Here is a 20184-nt window from a genome sequence, read left to right on the forward strand (position 1 = left end):
CGTCGATCGTTTCACCGCTGATCATGATCGTCTGTCGCATCGCCGTCCGGCGCGTACGTCCCGTCGTCGCTGTGAGGCGGGTCCGAGCAGCCGGCTTGCGGCTGCGGCGGCCAGCGTGGCCGCGGCGGCGATGAGCAGGCTGGTACGCAGGCCGTGCAGGAAACCGGCCGGTTGGGCGAGCAGCGCGCCGAAGACCGCGACGGCCAGGGCACCACCGACCTGCCGGCTGGTGTTGAACACGCCGCCGGCGACCCCGGCACGGTGGGGCGGGACGGCGTCCAGCAGGGCGGCGGTCATCGGCGGCATCACGAGCGGACCGCTCAGTCCGATCGGGACCATCAGGACGGCCAGGGCCCAGACCGGGGTCGAGGCGGGCGCGAGGGCGAGGATCGTCAGGCCCGCCGTCATGAGGGCCAGGCCGGTGGTGATGAGTGCCCGCGTGCCGATCCTTTCGGTGATGCGCGCGCTGAAGGGGGTCAGGATGGCGCCGACGAGCATCATCGGAGCGAACGCCGCTCCGGCGGCCAGGGCGGACAGGCCCCGCAGCTGCTGGAGGTACAGGCTCATCACGAACGGCAGCCCGTAATAGCCGACGACGAACGCGAAACCGACGACGACGCTGACCGTCGCGATGCGGGAGGCGAACAGGTCCAGCGGCACCATCGGGTGGGTGCGGAGCGCCTGGGCCGCGAGGAAGGCGGCGAGCGCCACGCCCGCCACCGCGAACGCGGCGATCACCCGGGGCTCGGCGAACCCGGCGGCGCCGGCCTCGATCGCGCCGTAGGTCAGCCCGCCCATCGCCAGGACCGCGCTGACCTGGCCCGGCCAGTCGAAGGGGACGCGCCGGTGGGGCGAGCGCTGGGTGCGGGCGAGCAGGATCAGGGCCGCCGCGGCGACGGGCAGGTTGATGAAGAAGATCAGCCGCCAGCTGAGCATGGTCAGCAGTCCGCCCAGGACGGGACCGCACGAGGAGGCGACGGCGCCGCCCATCGCCCACACCGCGACCGCCCGTCCCCGCCGGACCGGGTCCGGGTAGGCGTGGCCGATCAGCGCCATCGAGGAGGGCATCATCACGGCGGCCGCCGCGCCCTGGACGAGGCGGGCGGCCACCAGCGCGCCCAGGTTCGGAGCCAGACCGCAGGCCGCCGAGGCCAGGGCGAAGATCGTCACCCCGATGCCGAAGGCGCGGCGCGCTCCGACGCGGTCGGTCAGAGAACCCGAGGACAGCAGCAGCGCGGCGAACATCAGCGTGTAGCCGTCGACGACCCACTGCAGCCCGGTGATGCCACCGCCGACGTCGTACCGGATCGACGGCAGGGCGACGTTGACGATGACCGCGTCGAGGGTGATGACGAAGAAGCCGAGCACGGCGGCGGCCAGCGCGCGGCCGGCAACGGCACGCGGCCGGTCGGAGCCGGCGGCGATGGTCGGGCAGGCGGTGCGCGTGGTGGGCATCAGCGGTGATCTCTTCGCAATGCGGAGCGGGCGAACGGACGGGCTGCTCAGGGCTGCGGCCACATGGTGACGGGCGCGCCGTACATCGATGGCGCGGTACGTCTTGCCGGCCTGGCGGAAAGGCGGGGCCAAGGCGGGCAGCCGCTCCTCAGGACCTGGGCATCAACCAGGAAACCGCAGGTGGGCGTGGTGAGGGAGTCCCTGTCGTTGCCTGTACTGGCAGAACACCCCACGCCGGGTTTGAACCGGCCGGATGCATCCCGTACGACGGCAAGCCCTGCACCGCTCCCGCAACGAACACCCGGCCTCGGAAGGCCGCCGCGCTTTCTGGGCGCCCGCGTTGTCGAACGCCGCGTCCAGCAAGGTCTTCACCGTCGTGTCCACCACGGCGGCGGGCAGCACGTACGACCGGCACCAGCCGGGAAAGCGCTCGTGAGACGGCCGCAAAGAGTTCCTGCTGTTCCCTGTACTGGCAGAACACCCCACGGCACCGAGATCCGGCCTACCCTGCGAAGACATGGACAACCGCAGTGAGGTCCGCGAGTTCCTGATCTCGCGGCGAGCCAAGATCACCCCGCGGCAGGCCGGGCTGCCCGCCTACGGAGGCCACCGGCGCGTCCCCGGGCTACGCCGCGAGGAGGTCGCCATGCTCGCCGGCGTCAGCGCCGAATACTACGCCCGCCTGGAGCGAGGCAATCTCAGCGGCGTCTCCGAAAGCGTCCTGGAATCCCTCTCCCGCGCCCTGAAGCTGGACGAAGCCGAACGCGCCCACCTGTTCGACCTGGCCCGAACCGCCAACGCCGGCCCCCGCACCCGCCGTCGCCCCACCCAGCAGCAGATCCGGCCCGGCATCCAGCGCCTCCTGGACTCCATGACCGACGCGGCCGCCTATGTCCGCAACGGACGCCTGGACATCGTGGCCGCCAACCGGCTCGGCCGGGCCCTCTACGCACCCGTCTTCGACGATCCGGTCCGGCCCGTCAACCTCGCCCGGTTCCGCTTCCTCTACCCCCGCGCCCACGACTTCTACCCCGACTGGGACGAATCCGCCCACACGACCGTGGCCCTGCTGCGTACCGAAGCAGGCCGCGACCCCTACGACCGGGCGCTGACCGACCTCGTCGGCGAACTCGCCACCCGCAGCGAGGAATTCCGCGCCCTGTGGGCCGCCCACAACGTCCGCCTGCACCACACCGGCGTCAAGAACTTCCACCACCCCGTCGTCGGCGACCTCAGCCTCCCCTTCGAAGCCATGCCCCTGCCCGCCGACCCCGGCCTGACCCTCACCGCCTTCAGCGCCGAACCCGGCACCCCGGCCCACGACGCGCTCACCCTCCTCGCCAGCTGGGCCACCACGCTCGAACAGACCGAACCAGCCCGGGAAAGCGACCAGCCCCGCACCACGGACGCCTGACCCACGCCGGCCACGAACCAGCCCCACCCGTGGCGGCCGCGACGGCCGGGCACTGGTCGGCCGCGTGCGTCGGGGATCCGGGCCGGTCCGGTAACGTTCTGCGACGTGGCCCACTACTTCTCCGAACAGCCGAAGGCAGCGAGCAGGCCGGGCTCCGTCGACCTGGTCCTGCCCGATCTGCACCTGCGGCTGGAGACCGACAGCGGCGTGTTCTCGCCGGAACGGGTCGACGTGGGCACGCGCATCCTGCTGGAGACCGTCCCGCCGCCACCGCAGGAGGGCGATCTGCTCGACCTGGGCTGCGGGTACGGGCCGATCGCGCTGACCATGGCCTCCCGGGCGCCCGAGGCGACCGTATGGGCCGTCGACGTGAACCGGCGCAGCCTGGAGCTGACCGCCAGGAACGCCCAAGCCGCGGGCCTTTACAAAGTACGGTCAGCACATATCGATGAAGTACCAGATGACGTGAAATTTCGGGCAATCTGGTCTAATCCTGCGATCCGTATTGGGAAGCAGGCCTTGCACGACATGCTCACCAGGTGGCTGACGCGGCTCACTCCCGACGGCGTCGCCTACCTGGTCGTCCAGAAACACCTCGGCTCGGACTCCCTGCAGCGCTGGCTCGGCGAGCAGGGCTGGCATGCCTCCCGCGAGGCCAGCCGGGCCGCCTACCGCATCCTGAAGGTGACCCGATGAGAAGGCAACTGCGCCCCACCGACGTCAAGCGGCTCAACCGCACCTGGCGCAGGAACACCCAGAACCGCCTCGCCATGATCATCGAGTCGGTCACCGGCCCGTTCAACATCGGCTCGATCTTCCGCAGCGCCGCCGCGTTCGGCGTGGACGAGATCTGGCTCGCCGGCAACGCCACCCCGCCGACCAACCCCAAAGCGGGCAAGACCGCGCTCGGCACCGAACGCCTGGTCACCTGGCACGAGCCGATCCTGGCCACCGAGGCGGTCAAGGCCGCCAAAGCGGGGGGCTACACCGTGCACGCCATCGAGCTGACCGCCGAGGCCGTGCCGCTGCACCGCGCCGACCTGGGCCGCGACGTGTGCCTGGTGGTCGGCAGCGAGGACCACGGCTGCTCCCCCGCGCTGCTCGAGGCCGTGGACGGCGTCTGCTACATCCCGCAGGTCGGGCGGGTCGGGTCGTTCAACGTGGCGGTGGCCGCCGCCATCGCGCTGTCCGAGGCTCGCCGCCAAGAGTGGGAGAATCTCCTCGAACCGTAACCGAACCGTTCACCCACGGAAGGCATACTCAGGACGTGCTGAGCCGTCGATTCGCCTTTCTCGACCATCCGGGGCCGCTGGCCTTCGCGCATCGCGGAGGCGCCGCCGAGGGCGCGGAGAACTCCATCGCGGCCTTCGAACGGGCGGTCGGGCTCGGCTACACCTATCTGGAGACCGACGCGCACGCCACCTCCGACGGCGTGCTGCTCGCCTTCCACGACCACACGCTCGACCGGGTGACCGACCAGCGGGGCCGCATCTCGGAGCTGCCCTACCGGGCGGTCAGGCAGGCCCGCATCGGCGGGGTTCACGAGATCCCGCTGCTGGAGGACCTGCTGGGCACCTGGCCCGAGGTCCGCTTCAACATCGACGTCAAGGAGGCGGCCGCCATCGCGCCGCTGGCCGAGGCGATCCGGCGTACCAACTCCTATGACCGCATCTGCCTGACCTCCTTCTCCGACGAGCGGCTGACGCTGGCCAGGGCGGCGATGGGCAGGGAGGTCTGCTCGGCGCTCGGCCCGCGCGGCGTCGCCGCGCTGCGCGCCGCCGCGTCCACCTCCGGCTACGGCCGCCTGCTGACCCGCCTGTCGCGCGCCGGCGTCCCGTGCGCGCAGGTGCCGGTGGGCTTCCGCGGGCTGCGGGTGACCACCCGGAGTCTGGTACGTACGGCGCACGCCATCGGCATGCAGGTGCACGTATGGACCGTCAACGACCCCGTACGCATGGAACACCTGCTAGACCTGGGCGTGGACGGCCTCATGACCGACAACGTCTCCGGCCTGCGTACCGTCCTGGAGCGCCGCGGCCAATGGCATCCCGGCAGCCTGGCCGCGTGATCCGGCCGGACTGCCCGGGCTCCGTGGCACGAGCGAGCATCCAGAGCACGGCGTACCAGCCCCAAGAACCCAAGAAAGCCCCATAAGCCTGCAGGCCGGGCCGCCCGGCCGCATAGGAGCGACTCGACACCATGCCCGTACCCGCACCCCCCGCGGCCCTCGACGACTCCCCCGCAGCCCGCAGGCGCGAGCAGCGCGGCTGGTACTTCTACGACTGGGCCAACTCCGCCTTCTACACCACGATCATCTCGGTCTTCCTCGGCCCGTACCTCATCCCGGTCGCCAAGACCGCGGCCTGCGCCAAGGACTTCCCGAACATCGTCTCCGACACGTGCGTGGCCGACTTCGACAAGCTGGTCGACAGCAACCCGGGCCTGGGATACGTCGACGTGCTCGGCGCCGACATCAGGCCGGCCGCGTTCTTCGCGCTGACGCTGACGATCGCGGTGTTCCTGCAGATCGTGGTGCTGCCCGTGGTGGGCGCGCTGGCCGACCACACCGGGCGCAAGCGGGAGCTGCTCGGCGGCTTCGCCTACGTCGGGGCGCTGGCCACGATGGCCCTGTACTTCGTCGAGGGCGACCGCTACATGCTGGGCGGGGTGCTGTTCATCCTGGCCAACCTCGCCTACGGCTCCTCGGTCGTGGTCTACGACTCGTTCCTGCCGCAGATCTCCACCCCGGCCGAGCGCGACAGGGTGTCCTCGCGCGGCTGGGCCATCGGCTATCTGGGCGGCGGCCTGCTGCTGGCCCTCAACCTCGTCCTCTACACCCAGCATGAGGCCCTGGGGGTTGCCGAGGGCATGGCGGTGCGCATCAGCATGATGTCGGCCGGCCTGTGGTGGGCGATCTTCACGATCATCCCGCTGCTGCGGCTGCGCAACCGTCCCGTGCCCGCCCACGAGAACACGGCGCTGCGCTCGGTCGGCGGCAGCTTCCGCCAGCTCGGCCGCACCCTGGCCGAGCTGCGCCGCTATCCGCTGACGCTGCTGTTCCTGGTGGCGTACCTGATCTACAACGACGGCGTGCAGACGGTGATCGGCAACAGCGCGGCCTTCGCCTCCGAGGCCCTCAAGCTCGACAAGACGGTGCAGATCACGGCCATCCTGATGGTGCAGTTCGTGGCGTTCTTCGGCGCGCTGCTGCTGGGCCGGCTGGCCCGCAGCATCGGCACCAAGCGCGCGGTGCTGGCCAGCCTGGTGCTGTGGACGGCGATCGTGGTGGCGGCGCTGTTCGTCCAGGAGGGGCAGGAGCTGCAGTTCTACCTGATGGCGTTCGCGATCGCGATCGTGCTGGGGGGCACGCAGGCGCTGTCGCGCTCGCTGTTCTCGCAGGTGATCCCGAAGGGGCGGGAGGCCGAATATTTCAGCCTGCTGCAGATCAGCGACAAGGGCTCGGCGTTCATCGGCTCCTTGACGGTCACGATCGCGCTCAATCTGAGCAACAGCTACCGGATCGCCATCGTCTCCATGATCATCTTCTTCATCATCGGCTTCGTCCTCCTGGCCCTGACCAACCTTCCCAGGGCGATCCGCCAAGCCGGCAACGAGGTCCCCGACCGCATCTGACCCCATCCCCGGGCAAACCCCTCGCGCCCGTTCGCCGGGAGAGCAGCCGCATGAGGCGCCATCCCACGTGGACACGCGCTGGTGGTCCGGTCCGCAGCCTCCCGCCGCCGTGGGCGACCGGCCTCCGGGGTCGTCCCCGGCGTTCGGCAGCCTGACTCCCGGCGCGTTCCCGGCGTTCGGCGGCTGCGCTCCCAGCGCGTTCCTGGACGAGCACACAGGCGGCTCGTCCAGGTGCCCGCACCGAGACGAGCAACCAGACGCCACATCCAAGCGCTCACACCGGGACGCACCACCTGACGGCACATGAAGCGCGCGTGCCGGGACGGACCGCCAGACGGCATATCCAGGCGCTCGTGCCGAAGCGAGCAGCCGCGCGGGTCGTCCAGGCGCTCGCACCGGAACGGACCACCAGACCGCACGGCCAAGCGCTCGCGACGAAAACGAGCAGTTAGGCGGCTCGTTCAAGCGCTCGCGACGATCACGGCAACTCGCCGCAGGCTTCCAGCGGGCGGCCAGGCAGGAGGGTTCAGTCGTTTGGGCTGTGTGGCGGATCGGGGCTGGAGTCAGGCAGGGGTTCAGAACTCGAGTCAGCCGGAGCGTCAGGGCACGGGCCGAGCTTGTGGGCGATCCAGAACGCCGTCCCTGCGAGAGCGGCCGTGCCCACGATGGCGAACAGCACCCACCACCCCCGATGACCGTTGCCGTACGAGTCGCCGGTGGTGCGCCCGGCATCGGAACCCGGCACTCCTGTACCATCCGGCGTGCCAGTATCGCCTGGCGCGCCCGTACCGCGCGGCGGGGATCCGCCCGGGAGCGACGAGGCGCCATCGCCAGGCGAGGTTGATGGGCCGCCGGTATCGGGCAGAACGGACGAGCCGCCGTCGCCGGGTCGAGTCGCCGCGTCGTCAACGTCGTGCGAGGGCGGCCACCCCTCGGTTCCATCGAGGGACGACCAGCTTCCATGGCCCTCAAGCGACCCCCAAGCCCTGGCGTCCGACGACCAGCCCACGCCGACAGGCAGCGAGCCTCCCCCACCAGGCGACCAGCCTGCGGCACCAGACGGCGAACCTGACCCGTCAGGCGACCAGCCTGCGGCACCAGACGGCGAACCTGACCCGTCAGGCGACAGGCCCACCGCGCCAGGCGGCGAACCTGACCCGTCAGGCGACAGGCCCACCGCGCCAGGCGGCGAACCGACACCACCAGGCGACCGACCAGCGGCACCCGCCTGCGAACCGGTACCACCCGGCGACTGGCCCACGCCGCCAGACGGCGAACCGGCACCACCAGGCGACCAGCCTGCGGCGGCAGGCGGCGAGCCTGTGCCGGGCTGCGCGGTCGAACTGTCGGAGTGGCCAGATCCTCGGGGAAGCATGGTGGCGTCTCGAGACGGCGAGTCCACGCCGGAGGGCGGAACCCCGTTGGGCGGCGTCTGTGAGCTGCCGGCACCGCGTTGCGCGGGTCCGCTCCCGCCTTTCCAGGTTGGTGAAGTGGCACCGCCCGACGCCTGCGAATCCGGTCCGCCTCGGGGGTGTAAATCCGGCCCGCCTCGCACCGGTGAGCGTCCGTCGCGCTTCTGCGGCCCTCCGCCGTCACGCGATACTGACGGACCTCCGACGCCCCGGAAGGTGCGTGTCCCGTCACCGGTGCCCGCGGGCCCGGGGCCGTGCGAGGCACCCTGCCCCTCGCCGCCCCCCAAACCGCTGGAGGGGGACGGTTGCGCCTCCGCCCCACCCTGTGATCGTCCGTCGTCCGAGCGGGGCTGCGAGCCCTTGCCTGGTCTTGAGCTCCCGCCCGATCCGGCGCCTGGGTGGTCCCTCGCCGGACCCGTACGTACCGCTTTGCCGTCCCCATCGTCGCCCTCCCCGTCATCGTCATCGCCCCCGTCGCCATCCGCGGAGGCGGCGGCGACCTGGACCGTGCCGAGCGGCGACGCCGCCCGGGCCTCCCGCCGCCCTGGTAGCGCCGCCGTGGCGCCCAGGACGAGCGCGACGGTGACGGCCGGCAGGAGCCATCGTGGTCCCCGTCTCATCGGCGTCTCCCGTCGGTAGGTCCCGTACGCTGCCGGTTCTCAGCCTGCGGGCCTACGATGGCGCCTGCGTTAGCGGCGGATGAGAGGTCTCTCATCGACAGGCGGACGCCCGATCCCGGAAGCCTTCCAAGGCGGCACGCCGGTCACGGCAGTCCGGGCGGCTCTGATCGCTACAGCCAGGGACCGATTGCAGGCACGGCGGTGCGGCCGGTGATCTGGTCACAGCGACCCGGGACGCCCTCCGGGTGCAACGGCGCGGCCGACGTCCTCGTCACGAGGTTCAGGGGCCCAGGCCGGTCACGGCGGTGCGATCGGTGGGCTGGTCACGGCAGAGGGCGGCGTGCCCGGTCGGCAGTGCAGTGGGTGGGCTGGCCGCAGCGGACGGCGGTGTGCCCGATCACCACAGTACGACCGGTGGGACGGTCGCGGCGGACGGCGGCGTGCCTGGTTAAGACGGTGCTGCGAGGAGCATGGTGCCGGGGCCCTGGGCCGCGCCCGGGCCGCGTACGGCTGAGACCGTGTCCGCGGTGGCCTCGTCGCCGCAGTGTGGGCAGGTGACGACGGGCGTGAAGCGCTCGCCGCAGGAGTGCACCAGGAGAGCGGGCGGGCCGCCCGGCGGCGTGGACCAGCGATCGCCCCAAGCCATCAACGTCAGCAGCGCCGGCACGATGTCGCGGCCTGCCTCGGTGAGGACGTACTCGTGGCGCACGGGACGCTCCTGGTACGGCCGCTTCTCCACCACGCCGGCCGCCACCAGATGCTCCAGGCGGCGGGTCAGGAGGTTGCGCGAGATGCCCAGGTCCTCCGCCAGGTCGTCGAACCTGCACAGGCCCAGGAACAGGTCACGCAGGATCAGCGGTGTCCACGGCTCGGCGACCACGCCGACGGCCTGGGCGATGGAGCAGTGCATCTCACCGAACCTGTTCATGGACCCAGGATAGTTGGTTGATAAAGTGAACCTATGACAGTTCACATTCAGGACTCACCTGCCGCCGCCTACCGCCGGGCCGGCGAGACACACGACGTCGACGCCCTCGTCGCCACACTGGCCGACGACGTGGTCTTCCGCTCGCCGCTCAGCGCCAATGCCGCCTTTCACGGCAAGGAGCCGGTACGGGAGCTGTTCTCGGTCGTGTTCGGCGTGCTGTCGGACCTGCGCTATCAGAGGGACATCGGCGACGAACGTACGCGGGCCCTGACCGCGACCGCCCGGCTGGGACGCCAGGAGATTCACGAGGCGGCGCTGGTCGAGGTGGGCGAGGACGGGCTGATCAAGGAGATCACCATGTGGATCCGGCCTCTGCCGGGGCTGACGGCGATGATGGCCGCACTCGGCCCCGGCATGGCGCGCACCACCGGCACACCGGGCCTCCCCTGGCTTGTTGCCGCCGCCGTCAAGCCGCTGGCGGTGATGACCCGCTTCGGTGACAGGACCCTGGTCCCGCTCCTGACCCGCAGGCGTCCCCGCTAGAGCCCAACAAGGACGCCCGTCTCATGCCGCTCCGCCCCGGGGCGGCCTCGTCCCACGCCACCCATCCCACGCCCCCCGTCCCACGCCAACCCGTCCCACGCCGACCCGACTTGTCCGCGCCCTCCGATGGCGGACACCGCCGGGAAGGGCCGGAATATCGCTTGCCCCGCCCGCTTCGCCCCCGCGCCCCCCTCCGCCTCGCTCCATCCCGCCCGTCCCGCCTGCTTCGCTCCGCCCCACCCGGCCCCACGCTGCCCACCCCAGGCCGACCTGCCTTGCCCGCGCCACCGACGGCGGGCGCCCGCGGGAGGGGCCGGAATGTCGCTTACCTCGCCCGCTGCGCCCCCGTGCCCCCGCCCTGCCTGCCGGATGGCCGCGTTCGCTGGGTTCAGGAAGCCCGGCCAAGCCGCCCACGCTCCGCCGGTCTCACACCAACCAAGGAGGTTCACTGATCCGAAGAGAGAGCGGTGCTCTTGACAGCGCTTCCTCGAAGCGAGAGCATTGCTCTCACTAAAGAGCAACGCCCTCTTCAAGGAGCATTGATGGCCTCCAGGCTCACCTCCCTGGCCTTCGCCAGCGCCGGCATCCTCTTCCTCGTTTATCCCGCGATCCGCCCCTCCGGCGACGACGCCACGGCCATGGCCTCCACGGCGTGGGTCGCCGGGCACGCGGCCGCCATGCTCGGTTTCGTGCTGCTCGGCCTGGCCGTGCTCGGGCTGCACCAGGTGCTCGGCGACCGCCTCTCCCTGCGCGCCGCCGCCGTGACCTGGGTGGGCGCGGGCCTGACGCTCCCGTACTACGGTGCCGAGGACTTCGGCCTGAACGTGATCGCCCGGCGTTCCCTCCACGACCAGGCGCCCGCGCTGATGGAACTGGCCGAGGAGTTCAGGTACGGGCCCGTCGCGATCACCATGTTCGCCGTGGGGCTCCTTGTTCTGGCCGTCGGCGCGGTGATGGCGGCGATCGCCGTCTGGCGGTCCGGAATGCTGCCCAAGTGGAGCGGGACGGCTCTGGCGCTGGGGTTCGTGCTGTTCATTCCGCAGTTCTTCGGCCCGTACCCACTGCGGATCGCGCACGGCGCGCTGATCATGATTGGCGGGGTCTGGCTGGCGGCGGCCCTGGTCAGGGCCGGAACGCGGGCCCGATCGGCGACTGTGTGAAGAACCGACGCCCCAAGCGCGATTGGATCACCCCGCGGGTGGGAATCCCATCACGGTACCAAGCGTTAGACACCGTGGGAGACAGATCCCCCCACGCAAGGGGGCCCTGTAGGAGGCATTTAGACATGGGCGAGCGCGCGCTTCGTGGCACCCGGCTCGGGGCAACCAGCTACGAGAACGACCGTAACACGGATCTGGCCCCGCGCCAGGAGGTGTCCTACACCTGTCCTAAGGGCCATCGCTTCGAGGTTCCGCTTGCAGCCGAGGCTGAGATCCCCGCTACCTGGGAGTGCCGCATGTGCGGCGCGACCGCGGTGCGGGTGGACGGCGAGCAGCCGGAGTCCAAGAAGGTCAAGCCCCCGCGGACACACTGGGACATGCTCCTGGAGCGGCGGTCGATCGAAGATCTTGAGGAGGTGCTCAACGAGCGGCTCGCGGTTCTGCGGGCCCAGCGTCGTAAGAGCGCCTGACCTCCTCTCACGGTGAAACCCCCGGGCTACCCGCCCGGGGGTTTCTTCATGCCCACATCACAAAGGTGGTGCCAGGGTCAGGTCAGGTCAGCAGGGTCTGGGGGCCGAGGCCTTGAGGCTGGCATTTGCCCACGCAGTTGCCGGAGTGTCTGGGGTGGCGGAGCCGCCAGGTACAGGTGAACGCAAGTCGGCCGGCAGGAGCAGGCCGGGCTCGGAGTGGCGGACGAGCCGCTCCGGGGCCTTCTCGCGCAGGCGTTCCGCCGCGGAGATCTCATAAGAGGGGTCCTTGGGCCTTGCCCGCCTCGGCGTGTTCGCGGACGTGGTCCAGGTGGTTGGTGCCGATGCCCCCGTGCGCGATCAGAGCGAGCGTGTAGGGCTCCCCCAGGAACAGCCGGCCGGTGGTGCAGAAGCCGATCGCGCTGGGGCCGTGCTCGTCGAGGAGCCGCCGGGCGCGGCCCGCCCATCGCTAGGGCCCGGTCGGTCTCGACCAGCCGCCCGTTCTCGCGGATGAGGGGGGCCTGTCAGCCGTACAGGTCCCTCGGCCCGAGGCGGCCGTGGTTGACGCGATCCGGCGCGCCCGCCCATCCCGACGACGCGTCCGTCCTTGACCGCGAGGTCCAGGCCGTCACCATTGCCGTGCAGGAGCGTCGCGCTCTGCACTCTCCGTCCCGCGCGCGCAGACCGCTCTCGAGCTAGGAGCCGACGCGGACCCGCCAGGGCTCTACCTCCGGGCCCGGACGGCGTCCGCGTCCCCCATGGCTCGGCGAGCCTACGGCATGCGTCCTCCCGGGGGCCGATAGACCTCGAACGCAGGCCCCACCGAGACGATCAGTCGCGTTCCTCGCGGATGACCTCGCCGTGCACCACCCGGCCGCCGTCCGGCACTCTCACGTCCTGATGGGGCGGGAAGAGGTTCGCGTACGGGGAGCTCGCGGCCAGCCGCTTGACCCGGCGGTCGAAGAACCAGGCGCCCAGGCGGCGCATCAGAGGCCGCGTGAACGGCAGGATGCACAGGAACCCGAAGACGTCCGTGAAGAAGCCCGGCGTCAGCAGCAGCGCGCCGCCCACCAGGACCAGGCCGCCGTCGGCGAGCTCGCGCTCGGGCATCCGGCCGGACCCGATCGCCTCCTGGAGCGCCCGCCAGGCCCTGCGGCCCTCGCGGCGTACCAGCCAGGCGCCGAGCAGGCTGTCGGCGATGAGCAGGGCCACGGTGGCGGGCCCGCCGATCACCGAACCCACCTGGATGAGCAGCCAGATCTCCAGGACGGGGACGACCAGGAAGGCCAGGAAGAGCAGCAGCCGCATCGTTTCCTCGATTCCGCACCAGCGCGTTACACCAGGAACAACGGCCGACGGCCCCAAAGCGTTCCTGGCTGCTAGCGCGCCCTGGGCACCGAGTCGAGCAGCAGCCTGGTGTAGGGATGCTCGGGCTCCGCCAGCACCCTCGCGACGGGCCCCCGCTCGACGACCACCCCTCTGTGCAGCACCAGCGTGTCCTCGCACAGGTGGCGTACCACGGCCAGGTCGTGGCTGACGAACAGCAGCGCGACGCCGGATTCGGCGCGCACCCGGTTGAGCAGTTCGAGGATCTGCGCCTGGATGGAGACGTCCAGCGCGGCCACGGCCTCGTCGAGCACGAGCACCGACGGTTCCACGGCCAGCGCCCTGGCGATGGCCAGGCGCTGCCGCTGCCCGCCGCTGAGCTGGTGGGGCCGGGCCCCGGCCTCGCGGCTGCCCAGCCCGACCTGGTCGAGCAGCTCGGGGACGCGCGAGCGGTCCCCGCCGTGCAGCCGGAGCGCCACCTGAAGGCACTCGGCGGCGGTGAGCCGCGGGTCGAGCGACAGGTAGGGGTCCTGGAACACCATCTGGATCTCGCGGGCCCGCCGGAGCCGCGCCGCCCGGCCGCGTTCCCTGGCCGAGCGCGCCCGCCCGTCCACGGTGATCGTGCCGGAGTCGGGGGTGACGAGGCCGACGAGCATGCGCGCGATCGTCGTCTTCCCCGACCCGGACTCCCCGACCAGGCCCAGCGAGCCGCCCGGCGGCAGCTCGAAGGACACCTGGTCGGCGGCCACCGAGCCGTGGAAGGACTTGCACAGATCGTGTACGCCGAGCATCACGCCTCCACCAGACGGCAGGCGGCGGAGCCGCCGGACACGGTCACGGGCCGCGGCGACCACTCTTCGCAGGCGTCCGCGGCCCGCGGGCACCGCGGCGCGAACGGGCAGCCGGCGAACGTGTCGTCCAGCGAGGGCGGGCGGCCGGGGATGGGCCGGAGGGGACGGGGATCGTCCAGCTCCGGCGTGCAGGCCAGCAACCCGGCCGTGTACGGGTGCCGGGGGTCCTCGAACAGCTCCTTGGCCGGTCGCGACTCGACCACCGTGCCCGCGTACAGCACGTGCACCCGGTCGCAGAAGGACGCCGCGAGGTGCAGGTCGTGGGTGATGAACAGCATGCCGAGCTCCCGCTCCGCCTGGATTTCCCGCAGCAGGGCCAGCGTCTCGGCCTGGGTGGTGACGTCGAGCGCGCTCGTCGCCTCGTCGGCCAGCAGCAGCGCGGGGTCGGCGGCCAGCGCGGCGGCGACGACCACCCGTTGCAGCATGCCGCCGGATAACTCGTGCGGGTATTGCCGCATGCGCAGCTCGGGATCGCGCAGGCCGACGGCGGCCAGCAGCTCCACCGCCCGGGCGCGTGCCTCGGCCTTGGGGCGGCCCAGCGTGTGCACCATGCGCTCGGTCAGGAAGTCGCCGACCCGGCGGACCGGGTTGAGCGAGGAGCGCGGGTCCTGGTAGATCATCGACACTTGCGAGGCCCGCAGGTCTCTAAGCCGGCCCGGGTCCATCGCGAGCACGTCCTCGCCCGAGACCAGCACCCTGCCGGAGGCCGCCGCCCCGGCGGGCAGCAGCCGCAGCACCGCCCGGGCCAGCGTGGACTTGCCCGACCCCGACTCGCCGACCAGGCCCACGATCTCGCCCTTGCCGACGGCCAGCGACACCTCGCGCAGGATCGGCCGCCGGCCGCCCGCCGTGATCGTCAACTCCTCCACGGAGAGCAGCATCAGGTCCCCCTCACGCCCATGCGGTCGGCCAGGCGTACGCCGATCACGTTGAACGACACGACCACCAGCGCGATGGCCGCGCCCGGCACCAGCACCGGCAGGAACGCGCCCTGCACGATCGCCGGTTGTCCTTCCTTGACCATGAGCCCCCAGTCGGACGACGGCGGCTGCGCCCCGAACCCGAGGAAGCTCAGCGTGGCCAGGCTCATCAGCCCCTCGCCGAACAGCACGACCAGGTAGCCCACGATCGAGCGCGCCATGTTGGGCACCAGGTGCCGCACGCAGATCGCGAACCCGCCCATGCCCTGGACCCGGTAGGCGTCGATGTACGGCTTGCCGCACTCGCCCAGCGCCACGCTCCTGGTGTAGCGGGCGATCGTCGGCGTGTACGCCAGCCCGAGCGCGACCACGGCCGTGGTCATCCCGTTGCCGAACACCGCGACGACCAGCACCACGAACAGCAGCCCGGGGAAGGCGTACATGACGTCGGTCAGCCTGGACACGACGGCGTCCACCCAGCCGCGGTGCCAGGCGGCCAGCGTGCCGAGCGCGACGCCGAGCAGGGAGGCGATGGCCAGCAGCGCCAGGGGGCCGATCAGGGAGGTGCGGGCGCCGTACAGGACCCTGGTGAACAGGTCGCGGCCCGACTGGTCGGCGCCGAGCAGGTGCTCGGGCGACATCGGCGCGAGCGTGGCGGCGAAGTCGACCCCGTCCGGCTCGTACGGGGCCACCAGCGGCGCGAACACCGCAGCCACCACGACCAGCACCAGGAAGGCGCCGGCCAGCCGGTAGCCGAGCGGCCGGGCGGCCTTCGGAGAGAGTGTGGCGACCATCGTGGTCATGCGGGCCTCCGCACCCTGGGGTCGATCAGCGGCTGGGCGAGATCGACGAGCGTGGTCACGAGGATGTACGCGCTCACCATGAGCAACATCACCGCCTGCGTCACCGGGAAGTCGTGTGTGTTGATCGCGTTGACCAGCAGCGAGCCGACGCCGTTGAGCCCGAACGCGGTCTCCACGGTCACCGTGCCCGCCAGCATGCCCGCCGTGACCAGCCCGCACATGGTCACGATCGGCCCCAGCGCGCCCCTGAGCACGTGTCTGACCACGATCAGCCGCTCGGACAGCCCGGACGCGCGGGCCACGGTCACGTGGTCGAGCTCGCGCTGCTCCACCATGGACTGCCGGGTGACCCGGCTGATGATGGCCAGCGCGCCGAGCGCCAGCGTCACGGCGGGCAGCGTCAGGTGCCACAGCGACTGGCCGCCCATGACGGGGAACCAGCCGAGCTGCACGCCGAACAGCGAGATCAGCGCCGTGGCCACCACGAAGGGCGGCACCGAGGTGGCGAACGTCGTGCCCGCCACCACCGCCGAGTCGGTGCGCCCGCCGCGCACCGCGGCCAGCACCCCGAGCGCGACCCCGAACACCACGAACAGCACCGCGGCGTACGCCACCAGCCCGAGCGTGCTCGGCAGCCGCGCCATCAGCAGGTCGAAGACCTGGTCGTTGTACTGGGTCGAACGCCCGAGGTCGCCGGTCGCCGCGTCACCGAGCCATCGTGCGTACTGCACCAGGAACGGGTCGTCCAGGTGGTATTCGGCCCGGACGGCGGCCAGGTATTCGGGCGTGAGGTTCTCCTTGCCGCCCGCCAGGAACGTGACCGGGTCACCGGGCGCCGCGTAGGACGCCCCGAAGATCACGAACGAGGTGGCGAGCAGCGTGACGAGCAGCCCGGCCAGCTTGCGCACCATGGACTCAGCCCTTGGCCCCGAGGTCGGCCGCCCACGGGTAGCCCATGTTCACCTGCGAGGCCGGGGGCCCGGTCACCTTGCTGCCGAGCACGACCGCGTTGGGCACCTCGACCAGCGAGATCCACACCATGTCGGCGGTGAAGCGGCGCTGCAGCTCGATGACGTCCTTGGCGCGGGCCGCATCGTCGGTGGCGCTCAGCGCCTTGGCGACGAGCTCGTCGTACTCGGGCGAGCTGAACTTGACCCAGTTGTTCGACGAGCCGGTCAGGCCGTTGTCGTAGAAGCCGATCGGGTCGGACTTGGTGATGTACCAGTCGTCGGGCACCAGGTCCACCTGCGCGCGCAGCGACTTGTCGGTGTAGAAGCTGCCGAACTCCGAGGCGGGGACGGTCTTGATCTGCGCGGTCAGCCCGATCTTCTTCGCCGCGTCGACCACCGCGTTGGCGATCACCGTACGGGCCTGCTCGCCGTTGGTCGCCACGATGATCGGCTCCTTCGGCGACCCGGCCTCCTGCACGAGCTTCTTGGCCTCCTCCAGCCGCGGCGTCTCCGGCGACCCCTGCAGCTCGTCGTAGGCCGCCTGGAACGCCTCCTTCTCGTAGGACCACGCCCCCGCCCCGACCGGCACCTTCCACGGCCTGGCCAGCCCCGCGAACCCGGACTTGGCGATGCCCGCCCGGTCGACCGCCAGCGACAGCGCCCGCCGGATCCGCGCGTCCTTCAGCACGCCGCGGTCGGTCGGCAGCAGCACGAACACGCGGGTGGTCGCGCCGTAGGCCACGCTCACCGCCTGGTTGCTCTGCAGCGCCACCGCGGGCCCGGTGTCCGACAGGTACGCCCCCTGCGCCGCCCCCGTGACCAGGCTGTTGACCAGCGCCGTGTCGTCGGCCCACTGGAAGGTGACGCTCTTGGTGAGCGGTTTGACGTCCTTGTTCCAGTACGCGTCATAGCGCTCGATCGTCAGCTGGCTGCCGGACTTCCACTCCTTGAGCCGGTAGGGCCCGCTGCAGGCGTCTTCGTGCCCGGGTGTGCCGAAGTCCTTGCCGAGCTCGTCCACGACCTTCTGGTTCAGCACGATGCCCGCGCCGCCCGCGAGGGCCTGCACGAACAGCGCGTTGGGCCGCTTGAACGCGATCGTGACCTCGTGGTCGCCGGTCTTGGTGACCGACTGCACGTCCTCGAACTCGTCGGACTCGTCCTTGCCCTCACCCGAGTGCCGTTTGAGGCTCCACACGACGTCGTCGGCGGTGACCGGCGAGCCGTCGTGGAACGTGGCGTCCTGGCGCAGCGTGAGGACCATGGTCTTGGGGTCGCGTTGCTCGGCCTTCTCGGCCAGCCACGGCTTGACCGTCATGTCGGGCTGGGTCTGCATGAGGCGCTCGCAGACGTTGGCCATGACCGTGCGGTTGTCGGTGCCGCCGTCGAGGTCGAGGTCGAGGGTGCCGGGCTCCTGGCCGAGCAGCCAGACGGCGTTGTCGAGCGGGCCTGCCGCCTTCGGCGTGCGGTCGACCAGCGTGAGCGTGGCCGGGTCGGGCGCCTTGGTGGTGGCCGCCGGTCCGCCGCAGGCCGCGGTGAGGGCGGCGAGCCCGAGCAGGGCGAGGGTCTTCTTCACGGGGTCACTTCTCCATGCGGTCCGTCGTAGAGGTTCCAGGGCACGCGCTCGTACTCGTGGTCACAGGGCGTGCCGGCCGCGATCAGGTAGTCGCCCGTGGTGAGGTCGACGCAGCTCGACAGCAGGGTCGCCCACCGTTTGACGGCGGGCTGGGTCTCGTCGGGGTGGGTGCAGAGGGACTCGGGGTAGCCCAGGTGGTCGGACATGGCGAGCCTGATGCGCTTGCGGGCCTCGTCGGTGCCGGACGCCTCGGCCACGGTACGCAGCCCGCCCTCGGCCCTGGGCACCCGGAACAGCGAGTCGGCCGAGCCGGGCCGGTAGGTCGCGGCCAGCTGCGGCGGCATGAACGCCTGGTAGTGGTTGCCGTGCACGAGCAGCCCGTCGGTCGGGTACATCCAGCCGATCGCGCCGGGGGTGGTCTCCAGATCGATGGCGAACCCGTCGCGATGGGTGACCAGCGCGTTGCTGGCGATGTGGGCCCGCGACTTGGTCAGCGCCTCCAGCGCGGAGTTGAGGTTGTCGCTGTCGAGCACCTTGCGCCTGATCAGCGTCTGCGGCACGCCCACCGAGTCGTCGAAGCGCCCGCCGAGCCCGTTGGCGTTGAGCGCGATGCCCGCCGAGTTGGCCCCCTGCCGCCCGACCTGCCCCGCCTCCACGTGCATGATGACCGTCGGCCGGCCGGGCTGCACCACCCTCAGCACCATCACCGTGTCGGAGACGCCGTCGCGCCAGTCCCAGTTCTGGCCCGCGTAGACGTGGCCGTCGCCGGAGGCCTCCGGCATCAGCGCGAACGACGTGCACCCGTCGGGCTCCATGGAGCCGAACGTGGTGTCGTAGATGATCTCACCGCGGGCATTGAGCGCCAGGATGTCGAGGAAGCCGACGCCGGCGCCCTCGGCGATGCCCTCCATCTCCTCGACCAGCTCCGGCGCGAACTCCTTGCTGGGCTCGACCCAGCGCGCCGCACGCGCGCCGACCTGCTCCCACGACAGGCCGCTGGAGTGCGCGAACGCCTCGGCGTAGTAGGCCAGCGCGTGGTGCACGCGGTCGCGGGCCTGCTCGCCGTACTGGCGCCCGCGCTCACGCGGAGCGCCGGAGATCTCGACGAGGGGCAGGGATGTGAGGCTCAATGGTGCTCCTTGGACCGGCCGGCGTCCTGTAACGTTCATTTCAAGGGACGGCAAGTCTGTAGCGGTCGTTTCCAAAGACAGAGTAATGAGCGCTACACGGGAGTCAAGAGTCGTAATGGAAAATACACACAGCCCAATCGAGCAGCTCAGGGCCATGGTCAGGCAGCTGTGGGACGAGCTGTCACCGGCCGAGCGGGCCGTGTGCCACTATTTGATCTCGGCCTCGCCCGAGCAGATCCTCTTCGCCAGCGCCCAGGAGCTGGGCAGCGCGACCGGCACCAGCAACGCCACCGTGGTGCGCACCATGCAGCGGCTGGGCTTCGGCGGCCTGCCCGGGCTCAAGCGGGCGCTGGCGGCCGAGTTCACCTCGTCCGTGGCGCCCGACGTCCGGCTCAAGCGGCGCATCGGCCACGTGGGCCAGGACCTGTCGGCCATCTGGGAACGGGTCTTCGACGAGGCCCGCGAACGGATCGACCACTGCCGCCGCCTGCTCGACCCCGAGGCGTACAAGAAGGCCGTGGAGCTGCTGGTCAACGCGCCAGGAGTGCTCGTCTACGGCGCCGGCGCGTCCGACCCGGCGGCCCGCCACCTGGCGCTCAAGCTGGGCCGCCGGGGCCACCGCGCCCGCGCCACCTCGGCCACCGGCTTCGCGCTCGCCGACGACCTGCTCTCGCTGGCCCACGACGAGGTGCTCGTCATCTTCCAGCCCGGCCGCCGGCTCAAGGAGATCACCGTGCTGATCGAGCGGGCCCACGCCGTGGGCGCGGGCATCGTGCTGATCTCCGACGAGCTCGGCGGCGAGTTCGCCGAACGCGTGGACGCGGTGCTGGCCGCGCCGCACACCCCCACCGGCATCACCGGCGAGCCCCTGGCCGGCATCCTCGTGGCCGACGCGCTGCTGCTGGCGCTCGACTCGCTCGACGAGCCGCGATCCGTCGAGCACTCCCACCAGCTCAACGCGCTGCGCGAGCAACTGCTCGGCCCGCGTTTCCGCTAGTA

At 71.3% G+C, this 20184-nt stretch carries 19 protein-coding genes; 10 read left to right on the top strand and 9 right to left on the bottom strand.

What is annotated here, in order from left to right; genetic code table 11:
• Positions 1-21 precede the first annotated feature (21 nt).
• On the bottom strand, positions 22-1455 hold the full coding sequence (locus ABZX61_RS27570) for an MFS transporter (RefSeq protein ID WP_355198883.1): 1434 nt from the start codon (positions 1453-1455) through the stop codon (positions 22-24).
• A 253-nt stretch (positions 1456-1708) separates the two neighbouring features.
• Between ABZX61_RS27570 and ABZX61_RS27575 the strand changes: the two genes are divergently transcribed.
• The 6 genes from ABZX61_RS27575 to ABZX61_RS27600 all read left to right on the top strand — a co-directional run bounded on the left by ABZX61_RS27575 (position 1709) and on the right by ABZX61_RS27600 (position 6502).
• Positions 1709-1891, top strand: coding sequence for a hypothetical protein (locus ABZX61_RS27575; protein ID WP_355198885.1), 183 nt, complete (start codon positions 1709-1711; stop codon positions 1889-1891).
• A gap of 81 nt (positions 1892-1972) precedes the next feature.
• Positions 1973-2869: a helix-turn-helix transcriptional regulator gene (locus tag ABZX61_RS27580; RefSeq protein ID WP_355198887.1), complete on the top strand. Its 897-nt coding sequence runs from the start codon at positions 1973-1975 to the stop codon at positions 2867-2869.
• Positions 2870-2974: 105 nt separating this feature from the next.
• Positions 2975-3565: a methyltransferase gene (locus ABZX61_RS27585; RefSeq protein ID WP_355198889.1), complete on the top strand. Its 591-nt coding sequence runs from the start codon at positions 2975-2977 to the stop codon at positions 3563-3565.
• The gene (locus tag ABZX61_RS27590) at positions 3562-4101 is read left to right on the top strand and encodes a TrmH family RNA methyltransferase (RefSeq protein ID WP_350734572.1); all 540 of its coding nucleotides are present in this window, start codon (positions 3562-3564) and stop codon (positions 4099-4101) included. Before ABZX61_RS27585 ends, ABZX61_RS27590 begins: the two co-directional genes overlap by 4 nt.
• 35 nt (positions 4102-4136) lie before the next feature.
• Positions 4137-4937, top strand: a complete 801-nt coding sequence (locus ABZX61_RS27595) for a glycerophosphodiester phosphodiesterase family protein (protein WP_355198891.1) — start codon at positions 4137-4139, stop codon at positions 4935-4937.
• A gap of 131 nt (positions 4938-5068) precedes the next feature.
• Entirely contained in the window at positions 5069-6502 is a 1434-nt protein-coding gene (locus ABZX61_RS27600; protein WP_350734574.1) for an MFS transporter, read from the top strand.
• Between the two features lie 2480 nt (positions 6503-8982).
• On the opposite strand, the gene ABZX61_RS27605 is transcribed toward ABZX61_RS27600, so the two are convergent.
• On the bottom strand, positions 8983-9462 hold the full coding sequence (locus ABZX61_RS27605) for a helix-turn-helix domain-containing protein (RefSeq protein WP_350734578.1): 480 nt from the start codon (positions 9460-9462) through the stop codon (positions 8983-8985).
• A gap of 33 nt (positions 9463-9495) precedes the next feature.
• Here ABZX61_RS27605 and ABZX61_RS27610 point away from each other — a divergent pair, with 33 nt between their 5' ends.
• From ABZX61_RS27610 to ABZX61_RS27620, 3 genes are all read left to right on the top strand, one after another.
• The gene (locus tag ABZX61_RS27610; protein ID WP_355198894.1) at positions 9496-10005 is read left to right on the top strand and encodes a nuclear transport factor 2 family protein; all 510 of its coding nucleotides are present in this window, start codon (positions 9496-9498) and stop codon (positions 10003-10005) included.
• A 542-nt stretch (positions 10006-10547) separates the two neighbouring features.
• Positions 10548-11165, top strand: coding sequence for a hypothetical protein (locus ABZX61_RS27615; protein WP_355198896.1), 618 nt, complete (start codon positions 10548-10550; stop codon positions 11163-11165).
• 125 nt (positions 11166-11290) lie between these two features.
• Positions 11291-11635, top strand: a complete 345-nt coding sequence (locus tag ABZX61_RS27620) for an RNA polymerase-binding protein RbpA (protein ID WP_185074387.1) — start codon at positions 11291-11293, stop codon at positions 11633-11635.
• Positions 11636-12463: 828 nt separating this feature from the next.
• On the opposite strand, the gene ABZX61_RS27625 is transcribed toward ABZX61_RS27620, so the two are convergent.
• The 7 genes from ABZX61_RS27625 to ABZX61_RS27655 all read right to left on the bottom strand — a co-directional run bounded on the left by ABZX61_RS27625 (position 12464) and on the right by ABZX61_RS27655 (position 19185).
• Positions 12464-12940, bottom strand: a complete 477-nt coding sequence (locus tag ABZX61_RS27625; RefSeq protein ID WP_350734583.1) for an FxsA family protein — start codon at positions 12938-12940, stop codon at positions 12464-12466.
• A gap of 71 nt (positions 12941-13011) precedes the next feature.
• The gene (locus ABZX61_RS27630; protein WP_355198898.1) at positions 13012-13749 is read right to left on the bottom strand and encodes an ATP-binding cassette domain-containing protein; all 738 of its coding nucleotides are present in this window, start codon (positions 13747-13749) and stop codon (positions 13012-13014) included.
• Positions 13749-14690 carry an ABC transporter ATP-binding protein gene (locus tag ABZX61_RS27635; RefSeq protein WP_350734587.1) on the bottom strand — a complete coding sequence of 314 codons (942 nt, stop codon included), beginning with the start codon at positions 14688-14690 and terminating at the stop codon, positions 13749-13751. Before ABZX61_RS27635 ends, ABZX61_RS27630 begins: the two co-directional genes overlap by 1 nt.
• Entirely contained in the window at positions 14690-15532 is an 843-nt protein-coding gene (locus ABZX61_RS27640; protein ID WP_355198900.1) for an ABC transporter permease, read from the bottom strand. The genes ABZX61_RS27635 and ABZX61_RS27640 overlap by 1 nt, the downstream gene beginning before the upstream one ends.
• Positions 15529-16443 carry an ABC transporter permease gene (locus tag ABZX61_RS27645; RefSeq protein ID WP_350734590.1) on the bottom strand — a complete coding sequence of 305 codons (915 nt, stop codon included), beginning with the start codon at positions 16441-16443 and terminating at the stop codon, positions 15529-15531. Before ABZX61_RS27645 ends, ABZX61_RS27640 begins: the two co-directional genes overlap by 4 nt.
• Positions 16444-16447: 4 nt before the next feature.
• Complete coding sequence (locus ABZX61_RS27650) at positions 16448-18055, bottom strand: ABC transporter substrate-binding protein (RefSeq protein ID WP_355198902.1); 1608 nt, start codon at positions 18053-18055, stop codon at positions 16448-16450.
• Entirely contained in the window at positions 18052-19185 is a 1134-nt protein-coding gene (locus ABZX61_RS27655; protein WP_355198904.1) for a C45 family peptidase, read from the bottom strand. Before ABZX61_RS27655 ends, ABZX61_RS27650 begins: the two co-directional genes overlap by 4 nt.
• A gap of 154 nt (positions 19186-19339) precedes the next feature.
• Between ABZX61_RS27655 and ABZX61_RS27660 the strand changes: the two genes are divergently transcribed.
• Positions 19340-20182, top strand: a complete 843-nt coding sequence (locus ABZX61_RS27660; RefSeq protein WP_350734596.1) for a MurR/RpiR family transcriptional regulator — start codon at positions 19340-19342, stop codon at positions 20180-20182.
• Positions 20183-20184 lie beyond the last annotated feature (2 nt).

Source organism: Nonomuraea sp. NPDC003709, from assembly GCF_040610775.1.
GTDB classification, from domain to species: Bacteria; Actinomycetota; Actinomycetes; order Streptosporangiales; family Streptosporangiaceae; genus Nonomuraea; species Nonomuraea angiospora_A.